The sequence below is a fragment of the Flammeovirga yaeyamensis genome (genome assembly GCF_018736045.1).
Classification (GTDB): domain Bacteria; phylum Bacteroidota; class Bacteroidia; order Cytophagales; family Flammeovirgaceae; genus Flammeovirga; species Flammeovirga yaeyamensis.
The window spans coordinates 61,971-85,190 of the sequence record NZ_CP076133.1 but is presented as its reverse complement, the minus strand read 5'-3'; the positions used below and the strand labels follow the sequence as shown (position 1 = coordinate 85,190).

At 35.9% G+C, this 23,220-nt stretch carries 14 protein-coding genes; 10 read left to right on the top strand and 4 right to left on the bottom strand.

Translation table 11 applies throughout. The features are described 5' to 3' along the window. Position 1 precedes the first annotated feature (1 nt). Complete coding sequence (locus tag KMW28_RS20845) at positions 2 to 1,429, top strand: FGGY family carbohydrate kinase (RefSeq protein ID WP_169662426.1); 1,428 nt, start codon at positions 2 to 4, stop codon at positions 1,427 to 1,429. 179 nt (positions 1,430 to 1,608) lie between these two features. Here the strand turns inward: KMW28_RS20845 and KMW28_RS20840 are convergent, their stop codons facing one another. After that, complete coding sequence (locus KMW28_RS20840; RefSeq protein ID WP_169662427.1) at positions 1,609 to 2,709, bottom strand: AraC family transcriptional regulator; 1,101 nt, start codon at positions 2,707 to 2,709, stop codon at positions 1,609 to 1,611. A gap of 580 nt (positions 2,710 to 3,289) precedes the next feature. On the opposite strand from KMW28_RS20840, the gene KMW28_RS20835 reads away from it, so the two are divergent. From KMW28_RS20835 to KMW28_RS20815, 5 genes are read left to right on the top strand one after another with little or no spacing between them, the layout of a single operon-like run. Beyond that, positions 3,290 to 6,502 carry a choice-of-anchor D domain-containing protein gene (locus tag KMW28_RS20835; protein WP_169662428.1) on the top strand — a complete coding sequence of 1,071 codons (3,213 nt, stop codon included), beginning with the start codon at positions 3,290 to 3,292 and terminating at the stop codon, positions 6,500 to 6,502. A 31-nt stretch (positions 6,503 to 6,533) separates the two neighbouring features. Next, complete coding sequence (locus KMW28_RS20830; protein ID WP_169662429.1) at positions 6,534 to 7,970, top strand: sulfatase; 1,437 nt, start codon at positions 6,534 to 6,536, stop codon at positions 7,968 to 7,970. Beyond that, a complete protein-coding gene (locus KMW28_RS20825) occupies positions 7,948 to 8,877 on the top strand; it encodes a DUF4380 domain-containing protein (protein WP_169662430.1) in 930 nt (309 codons plus the stop codon). The genes KMW28_RS20830 and KMW28_RS20825 overlap by 23 nt, the downstream gene beginning before the upstream one ends. A gap of 1 nt (position 8,878) precedes the next feature. Then, entirely contained in the window at positions 8,879 to 11,140 is a 2,262-nt protein-coding gene (locus KMW28_RS20820) for a GH92 family glycosyl hydrolase (RefSeq protein ID WP_169662431.1), read from the top strand. A 12-nt stretch (positions 11,141 to 11,152) separates the two neighbouring features. Beyond that, positions 11,153 to 12,676 (top strand): sulfatase family protein, encoded by a 1,524-nt coding sequence (locus KMW28_RS20815; protein WP_169662432.1) that lies wholly within the window; start codon positions 11,153 to 11,155, stop codon positions 12,674 to 12,676. Between the two features lie 45 nt (positions 12,677 to 12,721). Here the strand turns inward: KMW28_RS20815 and KMW28_RS20810 are convergent, their stop codons facing one another. The 3 genes from KMW28_RS20810 to KMW28_RS20800 form a co-directional block, all read right to left on the bottom strand. Beyond that, entirely contained in the window at positions 12,722 to 13,834 is a 1,113-nt protein-coding gene (locus tag KMW28_RS20810) for a porin family protein (protein WP_169662433.1), read from the bottom strand. 114 nt (positions 13,835 to 13,948) lie between these two features. Continuing rightward, the gene (locus KMW28_RS20805) at positions 13,949 to 15,094 is read right to left on the bottom strand and encodes a C45 family autoproteolytic acyltransferase/hydolase (protein WP_169662434.1); all 1,146 of its coding nucleotides are present in this window, start codon (positions 15,092 to 15,094) and stop codon (positions 13,949 to 13,951) included. Between the two features lie 517 nt (positions 15,095 to 15,611). After that, positions 15,612 to 16,844, bottom strand: a complete 1,233-nt coding sequence (locus KMW28_RS20800; RefSeq protein WP_169662435.1) for a C45 family autoproteolytic acyltransferase/hydolase — start codon at positions 16,842 to 16,844, stop codon at positions 15,612 to 15,614. Between the two features lie 241 nt (positions 16,845 to 17,085). Between KMW28_RS20800 and KMW28_RS20795 the strand changes: the two genes are divergently transcribed. The 4 genes from KMW28_RS20795 (at position 17,086) to KMW28_RS20780 (ending at position 23,173) form a co-directional block, all read left to right on the top strand. After that, positions 17,086 to 18,054, top strand: coding sequence for a helix-turn-helix domain-containing protein (locus KMW28_RS20795; protein ID WP_169662436.1), 969 nt, complete (start codon positions 17,086 to 17,088; stop codon positions 18,052 to 18,054). Between the two features lie 152 nt (positions 18,055 to 18,206). Next, entirely contained in the window at positions 18,207 to 19,934 is a 1,728-nt protein-coding gene (locus tag KMW28_RS20790) for a sulfatase-like hydrolase/transferase (protein ID WP_169662437.1), read from the top strand. 146 nt (positions 19,935 to 20,080) lie between these two features. Continuing rightward, positions 20,081 to 20,539: a beta propeller repeat protein gene (locus tag KMW28_RS20785; RefSeq protein ID WP_169662438.1), complete on the top strand. Its 459-nt coding sequence runs from the start codon at positions 20,081 to 20,083 to the stop codon at positions 20,537 to 20,539. Positions 20,540 to 20,710: 171 nt separating this feature from the next. Then, positions 20,711 to 23,173, top strand: a complete 2,463-nt coding sequence (locus KMW28_RS20780; RefSeq protein WP_169662439.1) for a T9SS type A sorting domain-containing protein — start codon at positions 20,711 to 20,713, stop codon at positions 23,171 to 23,173. Positions 23,174 to 23,220 lie beyond the last annotated feature (47 nt).

Here is a 23,220-nt window from a genome sequence, read left to right as displayed (position 1 = left end):
TATGTTACAAGAAGCAATTGCCGTTTTTGATATCGGTAAAACAAATAAGAAACTGCTGATTTACAATCAGCAGTTTCAAGTAATTGATCACAAAGAGATCAAACTAAAAGAGAAAACAGACGAGGACGGAAGTCCATGCGAAGACATCGATTTATTGGTGATATGGATGGTTTCCTCTTTTTCAGAAAAACTACAATCATCAAAATATAGAATTGTTGCCTTAAACTTTTCTTGTTACGGTGCCTCTATGGTGCATCTTGATCAACAGGGAAACAGAATAGGCAGCTTCTACAATTACTTAAAGCAAACATCAGAAAATTTTTATCAGACCTTGTATCAAAAATATGGAGGGACTGATCTTTTCTCAGAACAAACGGCTTCACCAATTTTACAATTCCTGAATTCAGGTTTACAACTTTATTGGATGAAGCATCATCGACAAAACCACTGGGAAGAAGTGGCTCAATCGCTACATTTTCCTCAGTATTTGTTCTATAAATTTACCGGTTTACAAGCAACAGACATTACTTCAATAGGATGTCATACTGCTTTGTGGGACTTTAAAAAAGACGATTATCATCAGTGGGTGAGCGACGAAGAGTTGTCGTTTCCTAAGATCGTAAATAATCGATTTATAGGTAGCATAAAGAAAGAAATTACACATCAAGAGGTAAATGTTGGTATTGGTATTCACGATAGTACAGCCTCTATTCAACCTTACCAGAAGATAAGTGATGGTGCTCCTTTCTTGTTGATTTCAACAGGAACATGGGCAATCAATATGAACCCAAATTTCAATGGAGACTTATCATTATCTCAATTACAAAATGATTGTCTATTGAACATAAATACAGATAGAAATAAGATTCTATCGTCAAGGTACATGTTGGGAAGAGTACACGATGTTTATTGTGACTGTTTACGCACATCATTTGATCTTGAAGAAAGTTTCTATCGATTTATAAGATTTAATCAAGAGCATTATCAAAAGGCATGGGAAGAAATTAATCATGGAAACTACATTATTCAAAACCTGAATGCCTACACAGAAGAAGAAGCAAAATGTAATTGGCCCGAAGGTGAGTCCATCGAGTACTTGTATCATCAATTAATGTTAGAATTAACCTTAAAAGAAATTGATCAAGTGAAAGAAATAATGGAAGAAGGTCAGACTTACAAAAAAATATATATCAGCGGAGGGTTTGTGAAAAACGAAATCTTCACCAAGACCATCGCTACAGTGTTTAAAGAAATTGAGGTAAGTACACTGTCGTTAGACAATACGTCTGCCTTAGGTGCAGCTTTAATGGTAGTTCCATCACATTGGGAACAAACGATCCAATGCGATGAATTTAAGATAGCACCTTTAACGAATTTAGAACTTGATGTGCCTGTATTAGTGGACAGAGCAGGTATATCTATTTCATGATCTCTCTTTTTTAAAGATAAGCTCATGGTAAAGCATACTTAGACAGTAAAAAAAATAATAATTCATTTCAAAGTATGGTTCAGCCTCATAGTGTTACTATGAGGTTGTTTTGTTTTATTAAAAAAAGACCCTACCACATAAGTGATAAGGTCTAGTTCAACATCAGAAAGTTAAATATTCTAAGCTGCTTTTTCTTTTAATTGTGAACGATATTGTCTTGGAGTCATACCAGAATGTTTCTTAAAGTTCACATAGAAAACAGATTCAGATCTAAAACCAGAGTCCACTGCAATAGCGAAATTGGTCATTTTCTTATCGGCATCTTCAGCTATTAGGTGCATGGCATGTTGAACACGTTTCTCGTTGATGAACTCACTAAATGATTTTCCTAGATGGTCATTCAATAGTTTTGAAAGAAGGTACGATTGAATTTCTAGTTGTTCAGCCAATCCTTTTTCGTTTAACTCAGTTTCTAAATGTACTTTTTCAACATCAATAAGGTGATTTAAACGCTCAACATAATATTTATAAATTGAATTATCTTCTTGTTTGTCTTCTAATTTAATCTCAATAGTATTTCCAGAGAATGCTTTAGGATATTTCATTACAAAGAACATTGTCACCAAGATAATACTACTGTTAAAGATGATGTAGTTGAATTCGATCACCTGACGTATGATTTCTTGAGTAGGATTATCTGATGGAAGAACAATAGAATGGTAAGATAATAACAAGAAAGCTACCCAAAGACTTAAACCGATAAACATTAATAAAATGTTCGGCCAAAGTAAGTCCTCTTTCTGCTTATTTTTAGCAGACGCTTTAGCTAGTTTTAATTGTTTATACACTTTGTAAAAAACAAACGATTTCCACATGACAATACCTGCAAGTAATCCGATATGGAAAATCGAACCAATAAAATGACTAAAAGTAAATGGTTGGAAAGAAGTAATATAAGTAATAGAACAGATTAGTGAGATGACTGCTGGAGCAAAAATATAGTAATCCTTTTTGTTTAAGGTCTTACCAAATAATTCCCAAACATACCATAAGATTAAGCTTGGAAGCATAAAATCCAACATGTCAGATACAAACATAAACTCTGGCATATTGTGCTTTAAATCAGTGAAACGATTTAAGTATTGCAATAGTGTATTTCCACCCAAAGTTAAGAAGATGCCAGATAAAATATAGTTAAGTCTGCTTTTGTTTACAAAGCTTATAGCTACGGCTGTAAGCGTGCTTTGCACAAAAGACCATAAGAATAGAATTAGTGCCATAATTAATTTTTTTTTAGTGAAATCGTAGATTGAAATTCCCATGCTTAAATAAATTAAGCCATGTCTAGTTTATAGAGTGATAGTACTGTTCATTTCATACATTAGAGTATTTATTAAGAGTTTAAATTAAAATTGTTGGACAAAATTACTAGTAGTAGCGAAAGCAAATAGCTTATTATAGAAAGTTAAACGTTTTGTTTACGCTTATAAAGGTAGTTATCTATTTTTTTTAATCAAAATTCATTGCTTTTTATAATACGTTGTTTTTTACGGTTTTTGGAGATTGTTGAGTTAGATCTGTCATGTTGATTAATTATGTTGTACGGTTGTAATATGGATTATAGTGTGTAAAAAGGCAATTTATTTAGAACTTGATCAGTTTTTTTTGAAAATCCGAAGACTTTTAAATCCATATTTTTTTTTCTGTGGATTTCCAAATCCGATGAAAATTTATTCCACAAAAAATCTCTTCTTGTTCTGATTTATAAAATAGAATATAAGAGCATTTTCTATTGTTTTTCTTTGTATTGTAAGAAGATGTACAGGTCTTTTTACCTCTAATAATAGAAATGGATGAACTATGAAATATACAATTTTTTACATTATACTTTTTGGTCTTGTCAACTTAACGGCAAACGCACAGATATCGATTTCAGGGGAAGATGAAGGAGTGAAAATATTACCTGATATGGCAGGTTATAATAACAATACTACTAATATATTTAATCCTTGGTCTAACGATGCGAGAAGAAACACATGGGTAAAAACAAACTCTCCTTTAATAAGGTATCCGGGTGGTACAGTAAGTACTTATTGGGATCACCGAAAAGGACGTTTATTTGGTATGCCTGAAGGAAATGAGATTGATATTACCAATGATGATTTAAGACCTTTCGTTCAGAGGAAACATGTAATTAATTGGGTAACGACTTTTACAAGAGGATCAAACCCAATGTATGATCTCAAACTATTGTATGATGAGATGAATGGTGGTACCAATGTAATGTTTGTTTTAAACATGGTGACGCCGGGAGCTGATTATTATGAAAAACTATGGGGACGTTCTGTAAATCAATCTCCCGAAAGCGACGATTGGTGGGCAATGATGGACGACCGTTTTGCAAATGCCTTAGCTATGTTAGAACAAGCCGAGCAAAATGGAATTCCTGTAAAATATATTGAATTTGGTAATGAGTACTTTTTTGGAATTGGACCATCAGGAACAGGTTCCAATGGAGGTGCAGCTGTAGAACCTTATTCGGCAGGGTCTTCGAGCGATTCAAAAATGAGAGGAGCTTTTCCTGGTGATGGCGTCAGTTACGCATCTGCTGTAAATAATTGGGCAGCTAAATTAAAAGCATTGTATCCCAATGCTCGTTTGGCTGCGACAGGATCGGATAATAATTCGGATTCGCCATCTCGTAGAAACAGTTGGAATGAGAAAGTAATCACTCAAATAGACCGCGATTTAGTGGAAGCAGTTTCATTTCACATTTATGGAGGGGTGCACGAAGGAAGTGTTACTGAAGATGCTCATGAATTAGGACTTGCTTTAAAATCGCTGAAAGAATCTTGGGAATTCGATAGCCTTCGTTCTAAAATGCCAGACGACATGGAATACTGGTTCACAGAATTTGATTTATCGAGTAACAATTCTGCACAAGGTGAAAAAACTTGGGGCTTAGGTTTGGCGACTATTTTCCAGTCCAATAACTGGATGAAGAACGGTAATCTAGGTTTATTGGCCTTTCATCAATTTGCTGATGGAGGAAGTAATAACAGGTTAACAGGTTTTGGTAGAGCTTATGCCATGTATTCTTGGGCATCAAGATTTTGTACTAAAGCACAAAAACTACAATTTGATGGAACCACGGACTTAACCACCGGAATTGCCAATGTTCAGGGTTGGAAGTTTTCTAATAATCCTTCGAATAACGACAAATATTTAATTATCAATTTTTCTGGAGAAGCTCAAGATTTAACTGTCGTTCCTGAATTGGTTGGACAGGATTATCAAATAGCTAGCACTTGGCTTGGAAGTTTTAACGATGCCGATGTGGAAGATGGACAATTGGAGAACACGGTAAGTATGCCTGCTTTCAGTATTCTAATTGCAGAAACAGCTCCAGATAATCAATCAGCTAGAATTGGCGTATCTATTGATAATCAATCAATGGATAATGATCAAAAAGTGAATTTGGGTATTGTACCTTTAACTACATCAACATCAAAAGTGATCGAGATTTCTAATAATGGTCAGGAAGATTTAGTATTGGATAATGCATTGGTAACAATAATTGGAGATACAGATAATGAGGTCACTCTTCAGTTAGATCAATTGACAGGTAGTATTTCATCGGGAGCATCAGAAAGCTTTACGCTTGATTTTGAAGGGAAGTTAGAAGGCGCAAAAAACTTCTCTTTGGAGATCGTTAGCAACTCTGTAGCAAACGATAAATTCACCATTCTTTTTCAAGCCAATGTAGAGGAGCTTTCTCCTTCTTATACCTTATCATTAAATGCTAAGGATATTTTAAATAGCACCACTCATGACTTTGGAGACTTTACCAATGAAAGTGCTGCAATTAAGCGATCAATAGGGATAAAAAATACAGGTAATCAAGATTTAATCATCGATGTAAATGCTACCCAGCTATCGGGACATGCTGATTTTATGTTGGAAAAACTGCCTGCAAAGATCAAAGTAGGCACTACTGAATATGTAGAGCTTATCTATACTCCGAATGCTGTTGGAGATATTTCTTCTACTTTAAATGTGATCTTCGAAAACTACGATGATGATGTGGAGTTGACTTTCGAAGCGTCGAAAACTGATATTGAATACACTTATAAAGTGGAGTATAAATATAACGGTACAGTACTAGAAAATAATGCCACTATAGATCTAGGTGATTTAGAATACAATGGAGGTGAGGAAATAGTGAGCATTGAAATGAAAAGCTTAGGAAATACGACTATTCTTGTGGATCAAAACCAAAGTAAAATTGAAGGTTCGTTATATAATCTTCAAGCCTTACCAACTGATATTGACCCTAATAAATATAAGTTGATCATGGTGCGTTTCCGTCCTTTGAGTTATGGTAATTATGATGCCAAGTTAACTGTGGTGACAAATGCTGAAAATAATAGCACTATGGTCATTAATTTCAAAGCGGCTGTTATCAATAAGAACCCTTCTTTTGCACTATCTGTAGAAAATGAAAAAGTGGAAAAGGAGTTTGATTTTGGTGAATATGATGCTTCAGATAATGTAAAACATTTTGAAATTCTAAACGACGGATTTGTTGATTTAGAAATAAACGAAGTAAAGATTTCAGGAGAAGATAAAGATCAATTTATTCTAAATGTTGATGGCCTTAATAATGTACTCGAGCCATCTCAAAGTACTGATTTTTCAATAGAATTTAAGCCAACTCAATCGGAAGTTTCTGCGGAATTGAGCATCTCTTCTAATGTTGGATCGACTCCAAAAACATATACAATTAATGGTACGGGAGGAAATATTACCTCAATTTATCCAACCACATCTAAGGTGGATATTTACCCAACAATTTGGAAGTCAGGATCAACACTTCAGTTTAAGCTACCTCAAGAGGAATTGTACTTATCCGTTATTTCTGTGATAGGTGAAGAAATAATTTCTATAACTGGTAAGCTCTCTGATGTTCAAAAAGCCATTCAGGACATATCTTATTCACTACCTAAGGGACTCTACATTTTCCAAGTTCACTCGGGTAACGAGCATTTTGCCAAAAGAATAGTAAAACAATAATTGGCTAAAAACTGATAATAAATCGAATGTTATGAAAAAGATCTTCATTCTATTTGGGCTATTGCTGGGACATCTGGTTTATGCTCAAAACAAAAAACCCAATATTGTTTTTATTTATATCGACGATATGGGTTGGGCAGACTTAGGTTGCTACGGAAATACCTATCATGAGAGCCCAGCGATTGATGCCTTTGCAAAACAGGGTATTCGATACACCAATGCATATGCACCTGCTCCTGTCTGTTCGCCAGCACGAGCCGGAGTATTTTCAGGAATGTATCCAGCAAAATTAGGTATTACCGATTGGATGCCTGGACATTGGCGTCCCTATGAGAAGAAGTTAGCGGTGATAAATAGAACACAATATTTACCATTAGAAATAGAAACATTTGGCGAAGCGCTTAAAGATGCTGGCTATAAAACAGGTTATTTTGGCAAATGGCATTTAGGTGATGATGAGGAACACTTTGTAGACAAACAAGGCTTTGACGACGTAGTCATGTACCAAGGTGGTGGAAGACATTATAAACTGTCAGACAAATTTTACCCCAAACAAGAAATTGATGATGAAGTCTATTTAACAGATGCCCTTACCGATTATTCTTGCGACTTTTTGGAGAGAAATAAAGACGAACAATTCTTATTGGTCATCTCACATTTTGCAGTGCATATTCCTCTGCAAGCACCAGATAGTTTAGTACAACATTTCGAAGAAAAGCCAAAGACAATGCCGGTCAATAATCCATTGTATGGTGGCATGATCAAGTCGTTGGATAATAACGTAAAAGTAGTGTTAGATAAATTGGATGAACTCGGTTTATCGGAGAATACTTTTGTGGTATTGTACTCGGATAATGGAGGTTTATATCAACCCTATGATTTAAAATATCTAGAGTTCTGCGGTAATATGCCGGTGACATCAAATGCTCCTCTAAGAGGTGAAAAAGGCAATTTATATGAAGGTGGAGTAAGAGTACCAATGATGGCAAGATGGCCCGGTAAAATATCACCAAATACAGTATCAAATACTTCTGTAAGTGGTATAGATCTTTTTCCTACTTTCTTGGAATTAGCAGGTGTGAAGAAAGGCAATCGACCATTAGATGGTCAAAGTTTAGTGGCCACATTCTCAGGAAAAGATGTAAATCATCAAAGACCATTGTATTGGCATTACCCCGTTTTTCATCATGGAGATCCAGCTTCTTCTGTACGTATGGGCGATTATAAGCTCATCAAAAATTATGTAACAGAAGAGGTGGAACTGTACAACTTGTCGGATGATATTGGAGAACAAAACAACCTTTCTGATACCCATAAAAAGATGAAAAAGAAGATGTTGAAATCTTTAGAAACACATCTTGATAAAGTAAAAGCAGACTTACCTACAGACAATCCAAATTTCGATCAGGAGAAACGATTGGAATGGGGTGTACATCCAGATAAGCATGAAAAAAAAGCAAATAAATAATATTGTATTACTCTTACTGATTGTTTTTCCAATGTTGAAAGTAGAAGCACAAAAACTTCAATCAGAAAGTACAGAAGTCACTTTTGATATAGAAAGAGGAGGACGAATTGCCCAAGTTACCTTTAACGGGACACTTCTTTTATTCGATGGTCATAAAGAACTAGGAGGTTCTGTATGGTGGCCGGCACCTCAAACTTTATGGGGTTGGCCTCCTCCAAAAGAAATTGATTTGGCACCCTATAAAGTGATTTCTTCTTCTCCAAGTAAAACAACATTAGAAAGTCAGGAATGTGCTTCGATGGGGTTGCAATTAAAGAAAGAATATCGCCTATTGAATAAGCATCATTTATCCGTGACTTATGCTGCCAAGAATATATCTAAAGCGGTGGTAGATTTTGGACACTGGGAAGTTTCTAGAGTGCCAAAAGGCGGGGAAATAATGGTAAAAGTAGATCAACGTTTTGATGATAATATCCCATTAGCAAATGAAAAATACCTTTATATAGATCATCAAAAATTCGACAAGATCTATGATCCTAAAAATGAGATCATACATTTTAATATTGGTGATGAAGATTTAGAATTACCTTATAAAGGCAAAAATAAATTATTTATAGATAGTAAAGGTTGGGTAGCTTACTTGGTTGATAATGTACTATTTATCAAAGTGATTAAAAACGAACCTTTGGCAAGTATCACACCTTCACAAGGGGAAATAGAAATCTATGTTTCTCCTATTTTACCTATGGTTGAGGTCGAGCAACATTCGGCATATCAACATCTCTCCCCCCAAGAAACCTCCTCATGGACGGTCGATTGGTTGATGTATGAGGTCAACCTAAATGATAAAGAGTTATTACTCGAATTTATTGAACAAACGGTAGAGAACTTTAAAGCAACTAATTGATATGAAACAAGGTATAATCGTTTTACTTTTGGCCACCTTATTTTGGGAGTGTCAGCCAAAACCAAGCGAAAATTTGATGCTAAACCAAGAGGATTATTCCCAAAAAGTAAATCCTTTTATTGGTACAACGAACCAAGGAAACACAAACCCTGGAGCTATTTTACCATGGGGTATGGCTTCTGCACTTCCACATACAAAGAACTTTAGAGAAAAAGCCAACGGACCTGCCTATTATGAATATGGAGACGAACAAATTTATGGCTTTGGTAACGTCAATCTATCAGGTTTAGGTTGCCCTATTGCAGGATCTGTTCCTTTAAAATTATCAAGAGGAAATTTCGATTGGGAAATTGACAATTTTGCTTCTGGGTATTCAAAAGAGAAAGCACATGCAGGGTACTACGGAGTGTCATTAGATAAACATCAAATTTATGCAGAAATGACGGCCACACAAAGATCTACTCTGTATCGATTTAAGAATGAAGGAAAAGGAAAGAAGATCAATCTATTTTTAGACATGGGTGCCAATGCATCACATAGAAAAGGTGGTAAACTCAAAGTAGTCAATCCCAATTTAATCACAGGAGCACAATACGATGGTGGTTTCTGTGGTTTCCCTAAATCCACCGAAATTTATTTTGCGATTGAAGTAAACCAACCTTCAAATAAAGTAACGGTTTATCAAGACCAAAAGCCAACAGAGGACAAAGAAGCAGAAGGAAAAAAAGCAGGCGTTGTTTGGGAATTTGATAAAGACACTGAGCAAATAGAAGTAAAGGTGGGGATCTCTTTGGTTTCTGTTAAAAATGCATTAGAAAATCTGAGAAAAGAACAGGGAGATTACTCTTTCGAAAAAGTACATCAGTTAGCAGTTAACGAGTGGAATGAACAATTGTCTAAGGTAGAAATTGAAACTTCTAATGTCGATAACGAAACTATTTTTTATACCGCCCTGTATCATTCATTACTTCTTCCACACGTTGTAAGTGATGTAAACGGCGAGTATTATTCGAGAGAAACGGAGCAAGTTTTAGTAGCCAACGATTACACTAGATACAGTACTTTTTCCTTATGGGATACTTATAGAACACTACATCCTTTCTTGGCTCTTATGTATCCGAAAGAACAACGAGATATGGTGGTGACTATGGTCGAAATGTACAAGGAATGTGGACGTTTACCGAAATGGGAACTCTTTGGTTACGATACTTTTTGTATGGTAGGCGATCCAGCGGTTCCAGTAATTACCGACTCATTTTTAAAAGGGATTACCGATTTTGATACAGATTTAGCATTAGAAGGAATGTTGAAATCGGCTTTAGATACCAACGATAATTTAATTCGACCGGGTATCAAACAGTACATTAATCATGGATTTATTCCTATTGATGATCGAGGTGGAGATCCCAAGAAATTTAGTTGGACCAACGGTATTGTTTGGGGGCCTGTATCCACCACACTAGAATACAATTTAGCTGATTTCAATATAGCCCAATTGGCTAAAGCGATAGGTAAAAATCAAGTAGCGGAAACGTTCTATCAGAGAAGTCAGTCTTTCAAGAATTTATACGATCCTAAAACGACTTTCTTTAGACCTAAGATGAAAAACGGAGAATGGTTGGAAAGCTTCGACCCTACCGACAGATTTTTTGATATCCGTTGGGAAAGAAGTGGAGGTAAAGGCTTCGTAGAAGGAAATGCATGGCAATACAATTTCTTTGTGCCGCATGCTATGAACGAGTTAAAAGCATTAATGGGCGAAGAGGTTTTTCATAATAAGTTGTCGGAACTTTTCGAGAATGGAGAATATGATTTGACCAACGAGCCAGATATTACTTTCCCTTATCTATTTAATTATGTAAAAGGGAAAGAATCGAAAACTCAAGAATTGGTGAGGAATCAAGGAGATTTACACTTTACAAATGCCCCTGACGGTATTCCGGGTAATGATGATGCAGGTACGCTCTCGGCATGGTTAGTATTTTCACAACTAGGTTTCTTTCCAGATGCACCAGGCATTCCAACCTATCAGTTAACCACTCCAAAATTTGATAAAGCAATATTGCATTTAGATGATTATATTTATGAGGGAAAAACGATAGAAATTGTAAAGACGGGTAAAAACGAAAGATTTTTTAATCAAATCACAGTAGGTGATAAAACCCGAGATGAAATCTATCAATTGTCGCATTCGGAGTTAGTGAATGCCGGAAAATTGATCTTCCATACGAATTCTGGACAATTATCAGAAGTAGAGAATTAAGCTAGACATGAAATGAAAAAAAGAAATATAATCCTTCTTTCCCTTTTTATTGTGGGCTTGCTTTATGCTAAAACGGAGAAAGACAAAACAAAAAATAAATTGCCCAATGTGTTACTCATCTTAGCCGATGATTTTGGGTATGGAGATATATCAGCACATCAAAGTGACTCTAAAATTGAAACTCCAGCATTAGATAAACTGATCAATTCTGGCTTATCCTTTTCGAATGCACATGCTGCTTCATCAGTATGTACGCCATCAAGGTATTCCTTATTAACCGGACGATATTCATGGCGTTCTAAATTAAAAAGCGGGGTGCTATTTGGGTATGATCTTCCATTAATCCAAAATGAATACACCTTAGGTAAAATGTTTAAGGAGAAAGGGTATGCGACAGCATCAATTGGTAAGTGGCACCTTGGATTACCTTGGCAACTAAAAGAAACATCAAACTACAAGCAAAGAACACAAAAGAAGATCTTCTTCAATGTATTGGCCAAAGAAAAGGATGTTGATTTATCGGCATCATTTACAGACACTACTTGGCATCATAAAATTGGTTTCGATTACTTTTATGGCACAAGTGCATCTTTAGATATGCCTCCCTATGTAATGGTAGAAAACGGAGGATTAACAGCCCCTTTAACACATTCTATCAACGATTCGGGTCCAAGTGAATTGTATAATAAAGGAATTTGGAGAGGCGGACCGGCAGCAGAAAATTTTGATCATAATGATGTGTTGCCTGATATCGTTCAAAAAACTTCATCATTTATAAAAGAAAACAAAGACAAACCGTTTTTTGTGTACATGCCTATTACGGCTCCACATTCACCTTGGCTACCTGATGAAAAATTCAAAGGCAAATCCAATGCAGGTAAATACGGCGACTTCTTGTACATGGTCGACGACGTAGTGGCACAAGTCATGAAATCGCTCAAAGAAAATGGTGTTGATGAGAATACGATTGTGATATTTACTTCAGACAATGGAGCTCCACTAAAGAATATTCAGAAGTATGGAGGGAATGGACATCATGCAAATGCACATTTTAGAGGACAGAAAGGTGATCTATACGAAGGAGGACATCATATTCCGTTGGTGATGCACTGGCCTAAAGGTATCAAAGCAAAGCAAAAGTCAAACGATTTGATTGTACTTACTGATATACTTTCCACATTATCAGATATTATCGGAGGTGATGTGCCAGCAGGGCAAGCAGAAGACAGTCATAGTTTTGCTAAAGTCATTCATCAAGAAGCTGATTTTGAACCAAGGAAAACAGCCGTTTATCATTCCCAAGTGGGCCTATTTGCTATTCAATCTGGAGAGTGGAAATTGATAGAAAATTTAGGATCAGGTGGATTTTCTAAACCACGTTTTGTTGAATCGGAACCAAAGCATCCGAACAAGCAATTGTATAATTTATCTATCGATCCACAGGAATTCGATAATCGTGTCGTCGATACTCCAGAAGTTGCAGAAGAATTACAACAGTTATTGGACGATATTCGAAAACATCAGACTATAAACTAACAACCACTCATAATGCCACTCTTTTCTTTTGATAGGAGTGGCATTTTACCATCCTCTTATCATATCTAACCCAATACGAACACCTGCACTAATTCTTATTCTTGAATTAAAGAATTCGTTTTGATCATCCGTTTTATATTGATGTGTATCAGAAGCATAAGCTCCAACTAAATGAAACCGGAAGTTTTTATCAGGAAATGGATAATATTGTAATGCCACTTCTAACGTATGAATATTTGCAGTTTGCAGATCTGCATGATCACCATTGATTTTATCGATCATCCTATCGCTATTAAACTGAATGTTATCATAAATATATTTGATATATGGCCTAAACTTTTTGCCATAATACATCAGACGGATAGGGACAGATTGATAGATGGCATTATCAGTAAAATTGGGCATATTTTTCACATAAGCGTAATCCGTATCCAATTGCCAATTATTCCAACTCCACTGTATACCCAAGTTGATAGCATAAGGCGTCGAAGAAAAACTTTTTGATAAATCGTTGATCGTCGTATAACTCGCAAAGGTTTTGATTTTGTCATCCATCAAACGACCGTACCAATAAAAGTTATATTGTAAATTGATTTGCTGCCCTAAGGAATCCACATTGGCATTCACGATTTGCATACCTACTCTTTGTCCAGTTTTTGATCGGTATTCTGAGGTGACACCTGTTTTAAAAACCCCTAATTGATTACCAACAATCGAATACGTATATACATCGTTTGGGTTATAGGTTTGTTCCACCGTACCCACATTTAAGAAACTTCTACCTGCTTTAAAGTGCCATCTTCCATTATGGGTGGTATAGTGTACATTAGCATATAAAATATCATCATTCAAGTTGTTCATTCCCACTCTTGCATCGTTGGGTGAATAGAGAAATTGAAACCCAAAATACTGGTTGAATTTTCCTTCTAAACCGATTCTGAAATTAGAAAACTGAAATCGCTGATCGTTGTAATAAGGATCAAATTGTTCTTGATATCGAGTATTCTGGAAATCTAAACGACTATCTAATGTGAACTTCAAACTATCTTGAAAGCTTTTCCAACTTTCATTCAACAAGTTCTGTTTTGGATCATCAGAAGCGAAGGAAAGATGTAGGGAGGAAAATAAAATTAAACAGAAGGAAAGCAGCTTTTTCATAGGAGAAGGATGATAAAGTAAGAGGTAAGAAGCAAAAGGGAAGGAGTGGTCTCGTATTGATCACCACGGAATTCCGGAGCTTTTGATACGAGACCACTTCTTCTATTTAGAAACTTAGTTCCAAAGTTTTTTCAAATCGATCTCAGTCCAATCTGCAAAATATTCTGGAACTGGAATTTTGATCCATACCTTTTGATCGTTGATATCAAATACTGTTTGATAGTTAGTAAGGTCGGCATCTTGTAATGAAGGTTTTGTACAACCGCCATTTTCTTTGAAAGTACCATCTTCGTTAAACAATCTGATATCCATTAAATCACGAGTCATTTGAGCATCTACATGACCACGATTTTCAGCCAAACGATCTGTCATGTTTGAGAAACGTCTCATAGAGTTACTTACAGTTTCTCTCAAACCAAGACCCCAATCCTCGTTAAAGAATGTGTTAGCAACAACCAAAGTATCGTCTTTTGCACTGCGAATTCTATTACCTCCTAAAGATGAACCTTCAACAGATGCTGCATCGTTTTTATCAGCTAATGTGAAAATGATAGAAAGGCTATTCAACATACCATTGAATCTACTTTTCATTGATTTAAGATCTTTTGTTTCACTTAAAATATCAGTTAAAGTATTCAATAATGAAGGTCTTTCAAGGAAGACTAAAGAACCACCCATACTAGTACCATCATGAACATCAAGATAAACCCCATGCTCGTTCATGGCAGTAAAAGCACAGTACATGCCAGGCCATCCTGCAGTGGCTATTTTGTAAGAACCATCGTTGGGTTTTCTAACAGTAAATACAGTTGGGAATTTATTAAAAGCAGGGCTCCAATCGAGGTTACGACCAATGTACATTCCTCCATCTTTCGATTGCTCACCGTAAGAAACAATTGAAGTACAACCAGCAAAAGAATGAAGTTTCTCTTTGTAAATACCATATTCCATAATCTGATCTAGTAGCACTACGTCTTCTAAGCTCCAACCAGTACCTAAAGCTACACCATCGTAAAAGTCTTTTGTTCTAATTGTTCCAGTACCATATGCTCTATTTACCCAAAGGTCTTTAGCCGCTTGGTCTAGGTATCCATTTTCAATTTCTGGACGAACAACTAGGTCAAATGTTTGTTGCATAGATTCTAACATTAAAGCACCATATTGTTCACCCATTTCGATATTAGATCCTTCCAATACTGGAATCAAGAAGTTGTTTGCTTCATAAAGTTTACCCGCTTTGAATTCTTTTACTAGTTTCATTTTCTTTTCTTTAACAATGATAAAATAATTAATGTAACGTTCTCAGGTGAAGTGTTTTAAGTAGTATTCCCGATTGATTACATTACAAATATCTCGCTTTCTGAAGCCAAAGATTTGTATGAATTCTTTAAGCAGTTGTCAAAAATCGTCAGATTACTTTTTGATGAATAAAAGATAGAATAAAACTTGAAAGGCATAAAAAAAACGAGGCTTTCTCAAGGCCTCGTTTAGTCAATCTTAATACTTTAGAAATTCAATCCGGAAAGGAAAGGAATGGATTGAATTTCAATTTTGTGAACATCAAGTACTCTTTTGGAATATTATGTCACCGTAACCATTGGTCGAAAAACTATCTTCCTTTTGATTACATTACAAATATCGTTGATTGTTTCTTGTATGATTTACAAGATATCGTCATCTAGTTGTGTGATATCGTCAACTTATTATTAAAGACAAAAAAGCGAGCCTCAAAATGAAGCCCGCTTAATCAATTATCAATCTTAAATACTAAAATATATTATTTCCATAATTCGTTTAAGTCGATTTCTGTCCAGTCAGCAAAGAACTCTGGCACTGGCACTTTTAAGAATACTTTCTGATTGTTGATATCAAATACAGTTTGGTAAACTGTTAAGTCAGCATCTTGTTTTGCAGGTTTAGTACAACCTCCGTTTTCTTTGAAAGTACCGTCTTCATTAAAGATTCTGATATCCATTAAATCTTTAGTCAATTCAGCATCAATTTTACCTTTATTTTCTGCTAATTGTGCTTCCATGTTTGAGTATCTTCTTAAAGAATTACTCACTGTTTCTCTTTTACCAAGACCCCAATCGTCTACCAAGAAAGTGTTTACCACAGTAATTGATTCACCTTTTGGTAAACGCACTCTGTTACCATTTAACGACGAACATTCCATAGAAGCAGCACTATTTTTATCTGCAATCGTATAGATTGTCGAAGTACTGTTATTGATACCGTTAAATCTTGCTTTCAAAGCATCTAAAGATGGAGATTCACTCATAAAATCAGTCAACACATTAATAATCGATGGTCTTTCTAGGAACACTAAAGAACCACCCATACTAGCACCATCGTGTAAGTCAAGATATACACCTTTTTCGTTCATTGCAGTAAATGCTGCATACATTCCAGGCCATCCCATTGTCGCCATTTTGTATGAACCGTCGTTTGGTTTTCTTACCGTCAAAATTGATGGGAATTGTAAGAACTCTTCACTCCAGTCCATGTTACGACCGATATACATTTCGCCATCTTTTGAATTCTCACCCCAAGCAGCAATCGATGTACAACCTGCAAATGAATGAAGTTTACCATAGTAGTAACCAAATTCCATTACTTGGTCTAAGAAAACTACTTTGTTTAGTGGCCAACCTGTACCTTCAGCAACACCATCATAGAATTGTTTGGTTCTTACAGAACCTGTTCCATAGGCTCGGGTTACCCAAAACTGAATTGTTTCCTCATCTAACTCTCCAGCATCAATTAATTTTTGAACTAGTAGGTCGTAGGTCTTTTGCATTTCGTCTTTCATCAAAGCACCATATTGTTCTCCCATTTCTTCGTTGGAACCTTCAATAACGGGAACTAGAAATCCATTGGCTTCATAAAGTTTACCACCTTTATACTCCTTTATTAATTTTAAATCAGAAGATGAATTATTTTGTGCGATTACATTTGCAGAGAATAATAATCCAAGAAAAGCGAAGAAGTAATTTTTTAAATTTTTCATTTTCTTTTATGTTTTAATTAATGATAAATTTTGATTTGTAATTCTATCAGGAGGAGTGTTTTAACGTGTTTCCCGATTGATTACATTACAAATGTCAGGCTTTTGAAAATGAAAGAGTTGTACGATTTCTCTAAGCAGTTGTCAATTATCGTCAAACCAAAAAAACATTGATAATAGCCCTTACTATATGATTTCGAAGGATAGAATATTATATTAGTTATAGGATTTGATATTAAGATATATGGAAGAAAAATACATTCTCTCAACAACTGATACTAACCACCAAAGTGGCTACGAACAAATTGCAAAAGAACTTGGAGGTTCTTGGGATGGGGAAGAACTATTGATCAATAATAGTTGGTTAGAAGTAAAGGCCAATTCAATTTGTTTCTTAGAAGATATGTTTATTGATATCTTTAATCTCTACAGTAAGAAACCTATTTTAGTAAAATACAGTCCAGACGATGAGAAGCATTTTATTATTGTCCGTATCGGTTTTACCGGATCATTTTATAGCAAAGAACAAACAAAGAAATTTACCAATCTTGGTGTATTTATCTATAATTCTAGTCAGAAGTTTGAACTAGAGTTTCCTGTTGATGCACATTGTCAATGGATCACCTTGCGTTTTTCATTAGAACTATTCAACAGCTTTAATACACCAAATCCAGATTATAAACTAAAAACACTTTTTGATAATAAATCGCCATGGTTACAATATTTTTCTCTTGATGTAGAGATAGAGAACCATGTGAAAACCATTATTGCCAACGTAGAGAAGGATAAAAGAAGACACATTACTTTCTTCAGTAGATCGGCCGATATTATGGGAGCGATCATAGAGAAGATGGAGAAAGAGTCTTCTAAAATAAAAACCAATATCCATCCTGAGGATTTAAAGGCCATGATGCAATTGAAAGATACCTATCTTTCTGATTTTTCTGAACAACCTAATCTCACAGAATTAAGCGAAGAATACGGAATGAGTGTTTCGAAATTGAACCGTATTTTTAAATCCATCTTCGATCAACCGGTGCTTCAGTTTTATAATCAAATGAAAGTGGAGGAGGTACACCGTCAAATCTCTTATACCGATAAAAGCTTAACAGAAATTGCCTTCGATTTAAACTTTAGTCATATCGCTCATATGAGTAAGGTGTTCAAAAAATATTATGGATTTCCGCCTTCGGATCTGAGGGATAAAAAATAGGTGATTATTAATTTTGGAAATAATTATATCAATTAAAATTTATAAATACCCAAAAAGACATATTAAGTCCACCTAATTCTATTCTAGTTTATCAATTAAAAGTCTTTTAAGGTAGAGAAGTGAGAATTTGCGATAGAAAATTAAACATCGTCATGAGAATATTTTTTTATTTATCGCTTCTCACTTTTTTATTGACAAACTGTAATACATTAAAAAAGGAAAAAGCAACTGTTGCATCAGAAATGGACCGACCTAATATCATTTGGTTGGTAGCAGAAGATTTAAGTCAGCGTTGGGCCTGCTATGGAGACTCTTTAGCGTATACGCCTAACATTAATAAATTAGCCAACGGAGGTGTGGTTTATGATAATGCCTTTTCAGTGGCAGGGGTGTGTGCTCCAAGCCGATCTTCGATAATAACAGGTATGTATCCCACGACTATTGGAACACAACATATGCGTCAGAGTAAGAGTGTGATTCCAATGCCTGGATTCCCCAATTATAATGCAGTTCCACCATCAGAAGTAAAGGCTTTTCCAGAGTTACTTAGAGCCTCTGGGTATTGGACGGCGAGTTATAGAAAATTGGATTATCAATTTGGTGATCCGTTTACAATTTGGGATGAAGTAGTGGATTATCCATCATGGAGAGATCGATCGGAAGAAGACAAAGATCGTCCATTCTTTATCTATTATACATTTGAAATTACTCATGAAATCAATATTTGGCCAGACAGTACGAAAGAGCGTTTCTTTGAAGACTTTAATATTGATGTCAGTAAATTGGCTCCCGATGTACAAAAAAGACCTCCGTACGATGAGTCGAAAAAGGTGGCTTTAGAAGATGTGACTGTTCCTCCATATTATCCTGATAATGATATTTCGAGATCACATATTGCCCGTTTATATGACAATGTAAGTCGTATGGACGTACAGATCGGTACTATCTTGAAGCAATTGAAAGAAGATGGCTTGGAAGAGAATACCATCATTATGGTGACCTCAGACCACGGCGACTGTTTACCAAGAGCGAAAAGATGGATATACGATAGCGGTACAAAATGTCCATTGGTGGTGTATATGCCAGAGAAATATCAAAATGAGCATTTTCAACCGGGGACAAGAAATGATGATTTAGTGAGTTTTATCGATTTTGCACCAACAGTTCTAGAATGGGCAGGTGTCGAAAAGCCTACTTGGATGCAAGGTCGTTCGATGACCTCATCATTAATAGAACAACCAAGAGATTATGTATATGGTGCGAGAGATCGTATGGATAATCGTTACGATGTGAGAAGAACTATTCGAGATAAGAAATATAGATATGTGAGAAATTTCCAACCGGAGGTGAATTACAGTCAGCAAATTACTTTCTTAAATCAAATGCCTCTGATGCATCACTTGTTGGAACAGGACGAGAAAAAGAAATTAAATAGAGATCAGTCGTATTGGTTGTATCACCCTAAAAATGTAGAGGAAGAATTATATGACACAGAAAATGATCCTTATGAATTGAATAATCTTGCTGCTAATAAAGAATACAAAGAGGTTTTAGAAAGATTGAGAAAGGATCTTACACAATGGCAACAAGATACCAAAGATTTATATGAGTTGAACGAATATGATCAGGCAGAGAAAATGTGGCCTGGTGGAGTTCAGCCAAAGACACAAACTCCGAAATCGAAGATGCAAGATCAAAAATTGGTATTGACCTGTGTTACTGAAGGAGCATCGATTGCTTATCAAATAAATGATGACCAACGATGGCATATATATACTTCTCCAATTCAGTTAGAAAATATCACTCAGCTAAAAGCTAAAGCCATTCGATATGGTTATGATGAAAGTGATGAATTTTCTTATGCGGGAATACCGCAATAAAAAACGGACAAAAATGTACAAAACTCTCCTGCCTATGGTAGGAGAGTTTTTCTTCTATTTTAGAAATCAAATTCTTCTGATTTTCAAAATAGGACTATAGAACGGCATTTCCTTCTTTAGTTCGAAGGAATCTAAACGAATTAGCAATGAAATTTACACTACGAATACAAAGCGTATTATTCCTTTTTTTAATATGCCCTTTTTGGGTCTTCGCTCAAGAAGAACAATGGGGGGAGAATGACCGTTGGGAAAGTTTAAACCCTGGAGCTGGCGGACAGGTACAAGATATTTACTTTGATAAAAATGTGGAGGGCAGATTGTGGTTTTCCAGCGATATGGAAGGGGTTTACCGATCGGACGATTTTGGAGAAAGCTGGCAATATGTTTCTAATGATTTGAGTCATGGTATGGCCTTTTGTATTGAACAAGAAGCAGGAGGAGAAAAATTATATCAAGGTGGTTTATATGGGGCAAGTATTGCTATTAACCCCAATGCTGTCGATCCACACGATGTATCCTGGGAAATGATTGATATTACTAAAGGGGATGCGATTGCTGCTATAGCGGTATCTAGCGATTTTCAAACAGTTGTTTTGGCACCTTGATGGCAAAATAAAGACCCTCAAAAAGGACAGACCGCTATTTGTATACCTAGTCAGGGTTTAGGATCAGATAAGCTGAATGGAGAACGTATCATTTATTTATCAAAAGATAGAGGAGAGACGTGGTCGACTGTAAAATATGATCCAACAGATGGATATAGAAACGTATTTAGTGTGGCTATCCATCCAACCAACGATAATATATATATAGGTGCAGCCTCTGGAATCTTTGTCTCGTCTGATGGAGGAACTACTTTTCAGAGAATTACAAAACCATCAGAAGCGTTGAATCCTGCTGGATCTTCTTCGAATTTGAATAGTCGTCCAGATGGAGGATCAAGAGGTTTAGGGTTATCCCCTGATGGAAAATATATGTATGCGACCTATCAAACACAAGGTGGAGGTAGTTATGGTAACAAACGTTGGGCGGTATTTATGGCCAAACTTTCTGATACGGGAATTGAAGGTGATTGGATTAAAATAATGGATGAGTTACCAGCTAACGCTGAGTGGTACGACCCTAAAGTGGATCCTAGATCAACAGCAAAAGAACATAAAGTTGCAGTTGGTACTGTATGGAATAACAACAACAATAGAATTGGCCTATGGGAAGCCACTGTTAATTTTGATGATGCTGGTGATTTATCAAATTATCAATGGGATATGATTCTAAACCTCCCTAAAGACGGCAGATGTTTCGATTTTGAACCAAGTTGGGAAAACAGAGATCTTATTGTAAGGTCAGTAGATTATACCCCTACGACATGGAGTAAGCATCAAGTAGTCGCTATGGGAGGAATGAATTTATTTATTTCAGATGTGGATGTTCCTGAGTTCCCGTGTACAAGTTGGAAAGAAATATATGGTGAGGTGATCTATCATCATGATGACTTAGCCATGTCTCATGAAAGAGGTTTTTCATCGACGTATTGTTATGATGTGGATGCTTATAAAAGCTATATGATTCAAGGTTGTGCAGACCATGGAATTATGCAAAGTTTGGATCATGGTTATTCTTGGACGGCTCATAGAGGACCGAATGGTATTACCAATGCAATGTCAGTATTAACAGTACCTACCACGCCTGCTCTAGTACTTATTGATGCTAGAAAAGGGTATGGTATTCCTAGTCATAGTGCTGGTGGATTATATGCTAAAGAGATAAACTTAGATAATATCGGGTGGCCTGGTAACTGGAAACTAATTGGTGGAGGAGTGCCTAACCAAGTACAAACTACCAATGGATTACCTTCAAGAAATTACAGGGCAATGACCTACGATCCAAGCCTTGTAAAAAGAGTTTACGTAACGATGAGAGGCAAGAACTACGGTGGTCAAAACATAGAAGGAGGAATTTATGTTGCCGATGATATTGTTGCTGTATTTAATGGAACAGCTAATTGGAGGAAGATATCTTTATCATCTATGGGATACAAAGACTTTAGAGATATTTGGGTGGATCCGAATAACAATAAATATGTTTATGTTCGATCGGATGGATCAAATGCACATTTGTATAGAGGAGAAAGACAATCGGATGGTTCTTACACATGGACCAACATGGAAAGTAATGTTAGTGGAGCGACTGATTTATATGCATGGGATTTCAACGGTCAGACGTATTTGGTCGCAGCAGGAAATATCAATAACAAAAAGGGAGTATACCTTAATACAAACCCACAAAGTGATGATTGGAACGCTACTTCATCATGGGAATTTACAGGGTTAGATGTCGCTAAAACGTTAGAAATTCGTCCTCAAGATTGGTGGGAGAATCAGAACATTACGTTAAGAGGTTTGGCCGCTTTTGGAAATCATATTGTCATTTCTTCTGAAGTAAGCACACATAAAAAAGGTAATGGAACGTACTTGGGAGAGATTCAGGAAGACGGTTCGGTAGCATGGTCGGATTGGACTAGAGCTCCGGGTAACAACAGAGATATTGAAAACCCAATGTCTTTACAAGCAAAAGTAAAAATCGAAAACGATCGACCTTATTACTATGTAGCTTTAGCCGGGACAGGTCCTTGGAGGCGACAAATGGATGTAGAAGAAGTAGTTACTTGCGACTTTTCAGTCGATGAACAATCCTTATCATTTACAGAGGTAGGAGGGGAAGATCAATTAACAATTTCTTCTGTAGACGCATGGGATGTAGAATCTTTAAGCGATTGGATTACTGTGGAGAAGGTAGATCAGGTATTGAATATCACTGTAAAAGAAAATACATCAGGACAACATCGTTCAGCTGAAATTGTCTTGAAAGGTTGTAAAGATATTGTAGTAGATATTCAACAAAAAGGAGCAGTTGTAGAAGAGGAAACTCCTGAAGAGCCTGGAGAAGAAGAGGGTGAAAATGAGGAAGAGGAAAACGAAGAGGAAGAAACTCCAGATGAAACTGAAAGTCCAACTTCTATTGGTGGGCAGCATCAAACACTAACAGTTTATCCCAATCCTTTCACCTCTGAAATCAAAATCAAGGGATGTGGACAAATTCGTGTGTATATCTATAATTTGTATGGTCAGGTGGTCCATCAAGAAGACTATTCAGAAGGCAATTCGATTGATTTGAGCCATTTATCAAAAGGACAATATGTGTTGAAAGTGGTGGATGAGTATTTGAAAATAGTTCGCTGAAAAATATTTTAAATAAGGTCTGTAGCTTGATAAAAATATTGCAACAG

Excerpts from the sequence above, each read along its gene's own strand:
- KMW28_RS20800 (WP_169662435.1), bottom strand. The coding sequence starts at position 16,844 with ATGAAAAATTTAAAAAATTACTTCTTCGCTTTTCTTGGATTATTATTC.
- KMW28_RS20785 (WP_169662438.1), top strand. The coding sequence starts at position 20,081 with ATGAAATTTACACTACGAATACAAAGCGTATTATTCCTTTTTTTAATA.
- KMW28_RS20795 (WP_169662436.1), top strand. The coding sequence starts at position 17,086 with ATGGAAGAAAAATACATTCTCTCAACAACTGATACTAACCACCAAAGT.
- KMW28_RS20810 (WP_169662433.1), bottom strand. The coding sequence starts at position 13,834 with ATGAAAAAGCTGCTTTCCTTCTGTTTAATTTTATTTTCCTCCCTACAT.
- KMW28_RS20815 (WP_169662432.1), top strand. The coding sequence starts at position 11,153 with ATGAAAAAAAGAAATATAATCCTTCTTTCCCTTTTTATTGTGGGCTTG.
- KMW28_RS20825 (WP_169662430.1), top strand. The coding sequence starts at position 7,948 with ATGAAAAAAAAGCAAATAAATAATATTGTATTACTCTTACTGATTGTT.
- KMW28_RS20845 (WP_169662426.1), top strand. The coding sequence starts at position 2 with ATGTTACAAGAAGCAATTGCCGTTTTTGATATCGGTAAAACAAATAAG.
- KMW28_RS20830 (WP_169662429.1), top strand. The coding sequence starts at position 6,534 with ATGAAAAAGATCTTCATTCTATTTGGGCTATTGCTGGGACATCTGGTT.
- KMW28_RS20840 (WP_169662427.1), bottom strand. The coding sequence starts at position 2,709 with ATGGCACTAATTCTATTCTTATGGTCTTTTGTGCAAAGCACGCTTACA.
- KMW28_RS20820 (WP_169662431.1), top strand. The coding sequence starts at position 8,879 with ATGAAACAAGGTATAATCGTTTTACTTTTGGCCACCTTATTTTGGGAG.
- KMW28_RS20790 (WP_169662437.1), top strand. The coding sequence starts at position 18,207 with ATGAGAATATTTTTTTATTTATCGCTTCTCACTTTTTTATTGACAAAC.
- KMW28_RS20805 (WP_169662434.1), bottom strand. The coding sequence starts at position 15,094 with ATGAAACTAGTAAAAGAATTCAAAGCGGGTAAACTTTATGAAGCAAAC.
- KMW28_RS20835 (WP_169662428.1), top strand. The coding sequence starts at position 3,290 with ATGAAATATACAATTTTTTACATTATACTTTTTGGTCTTGTCAACTTA.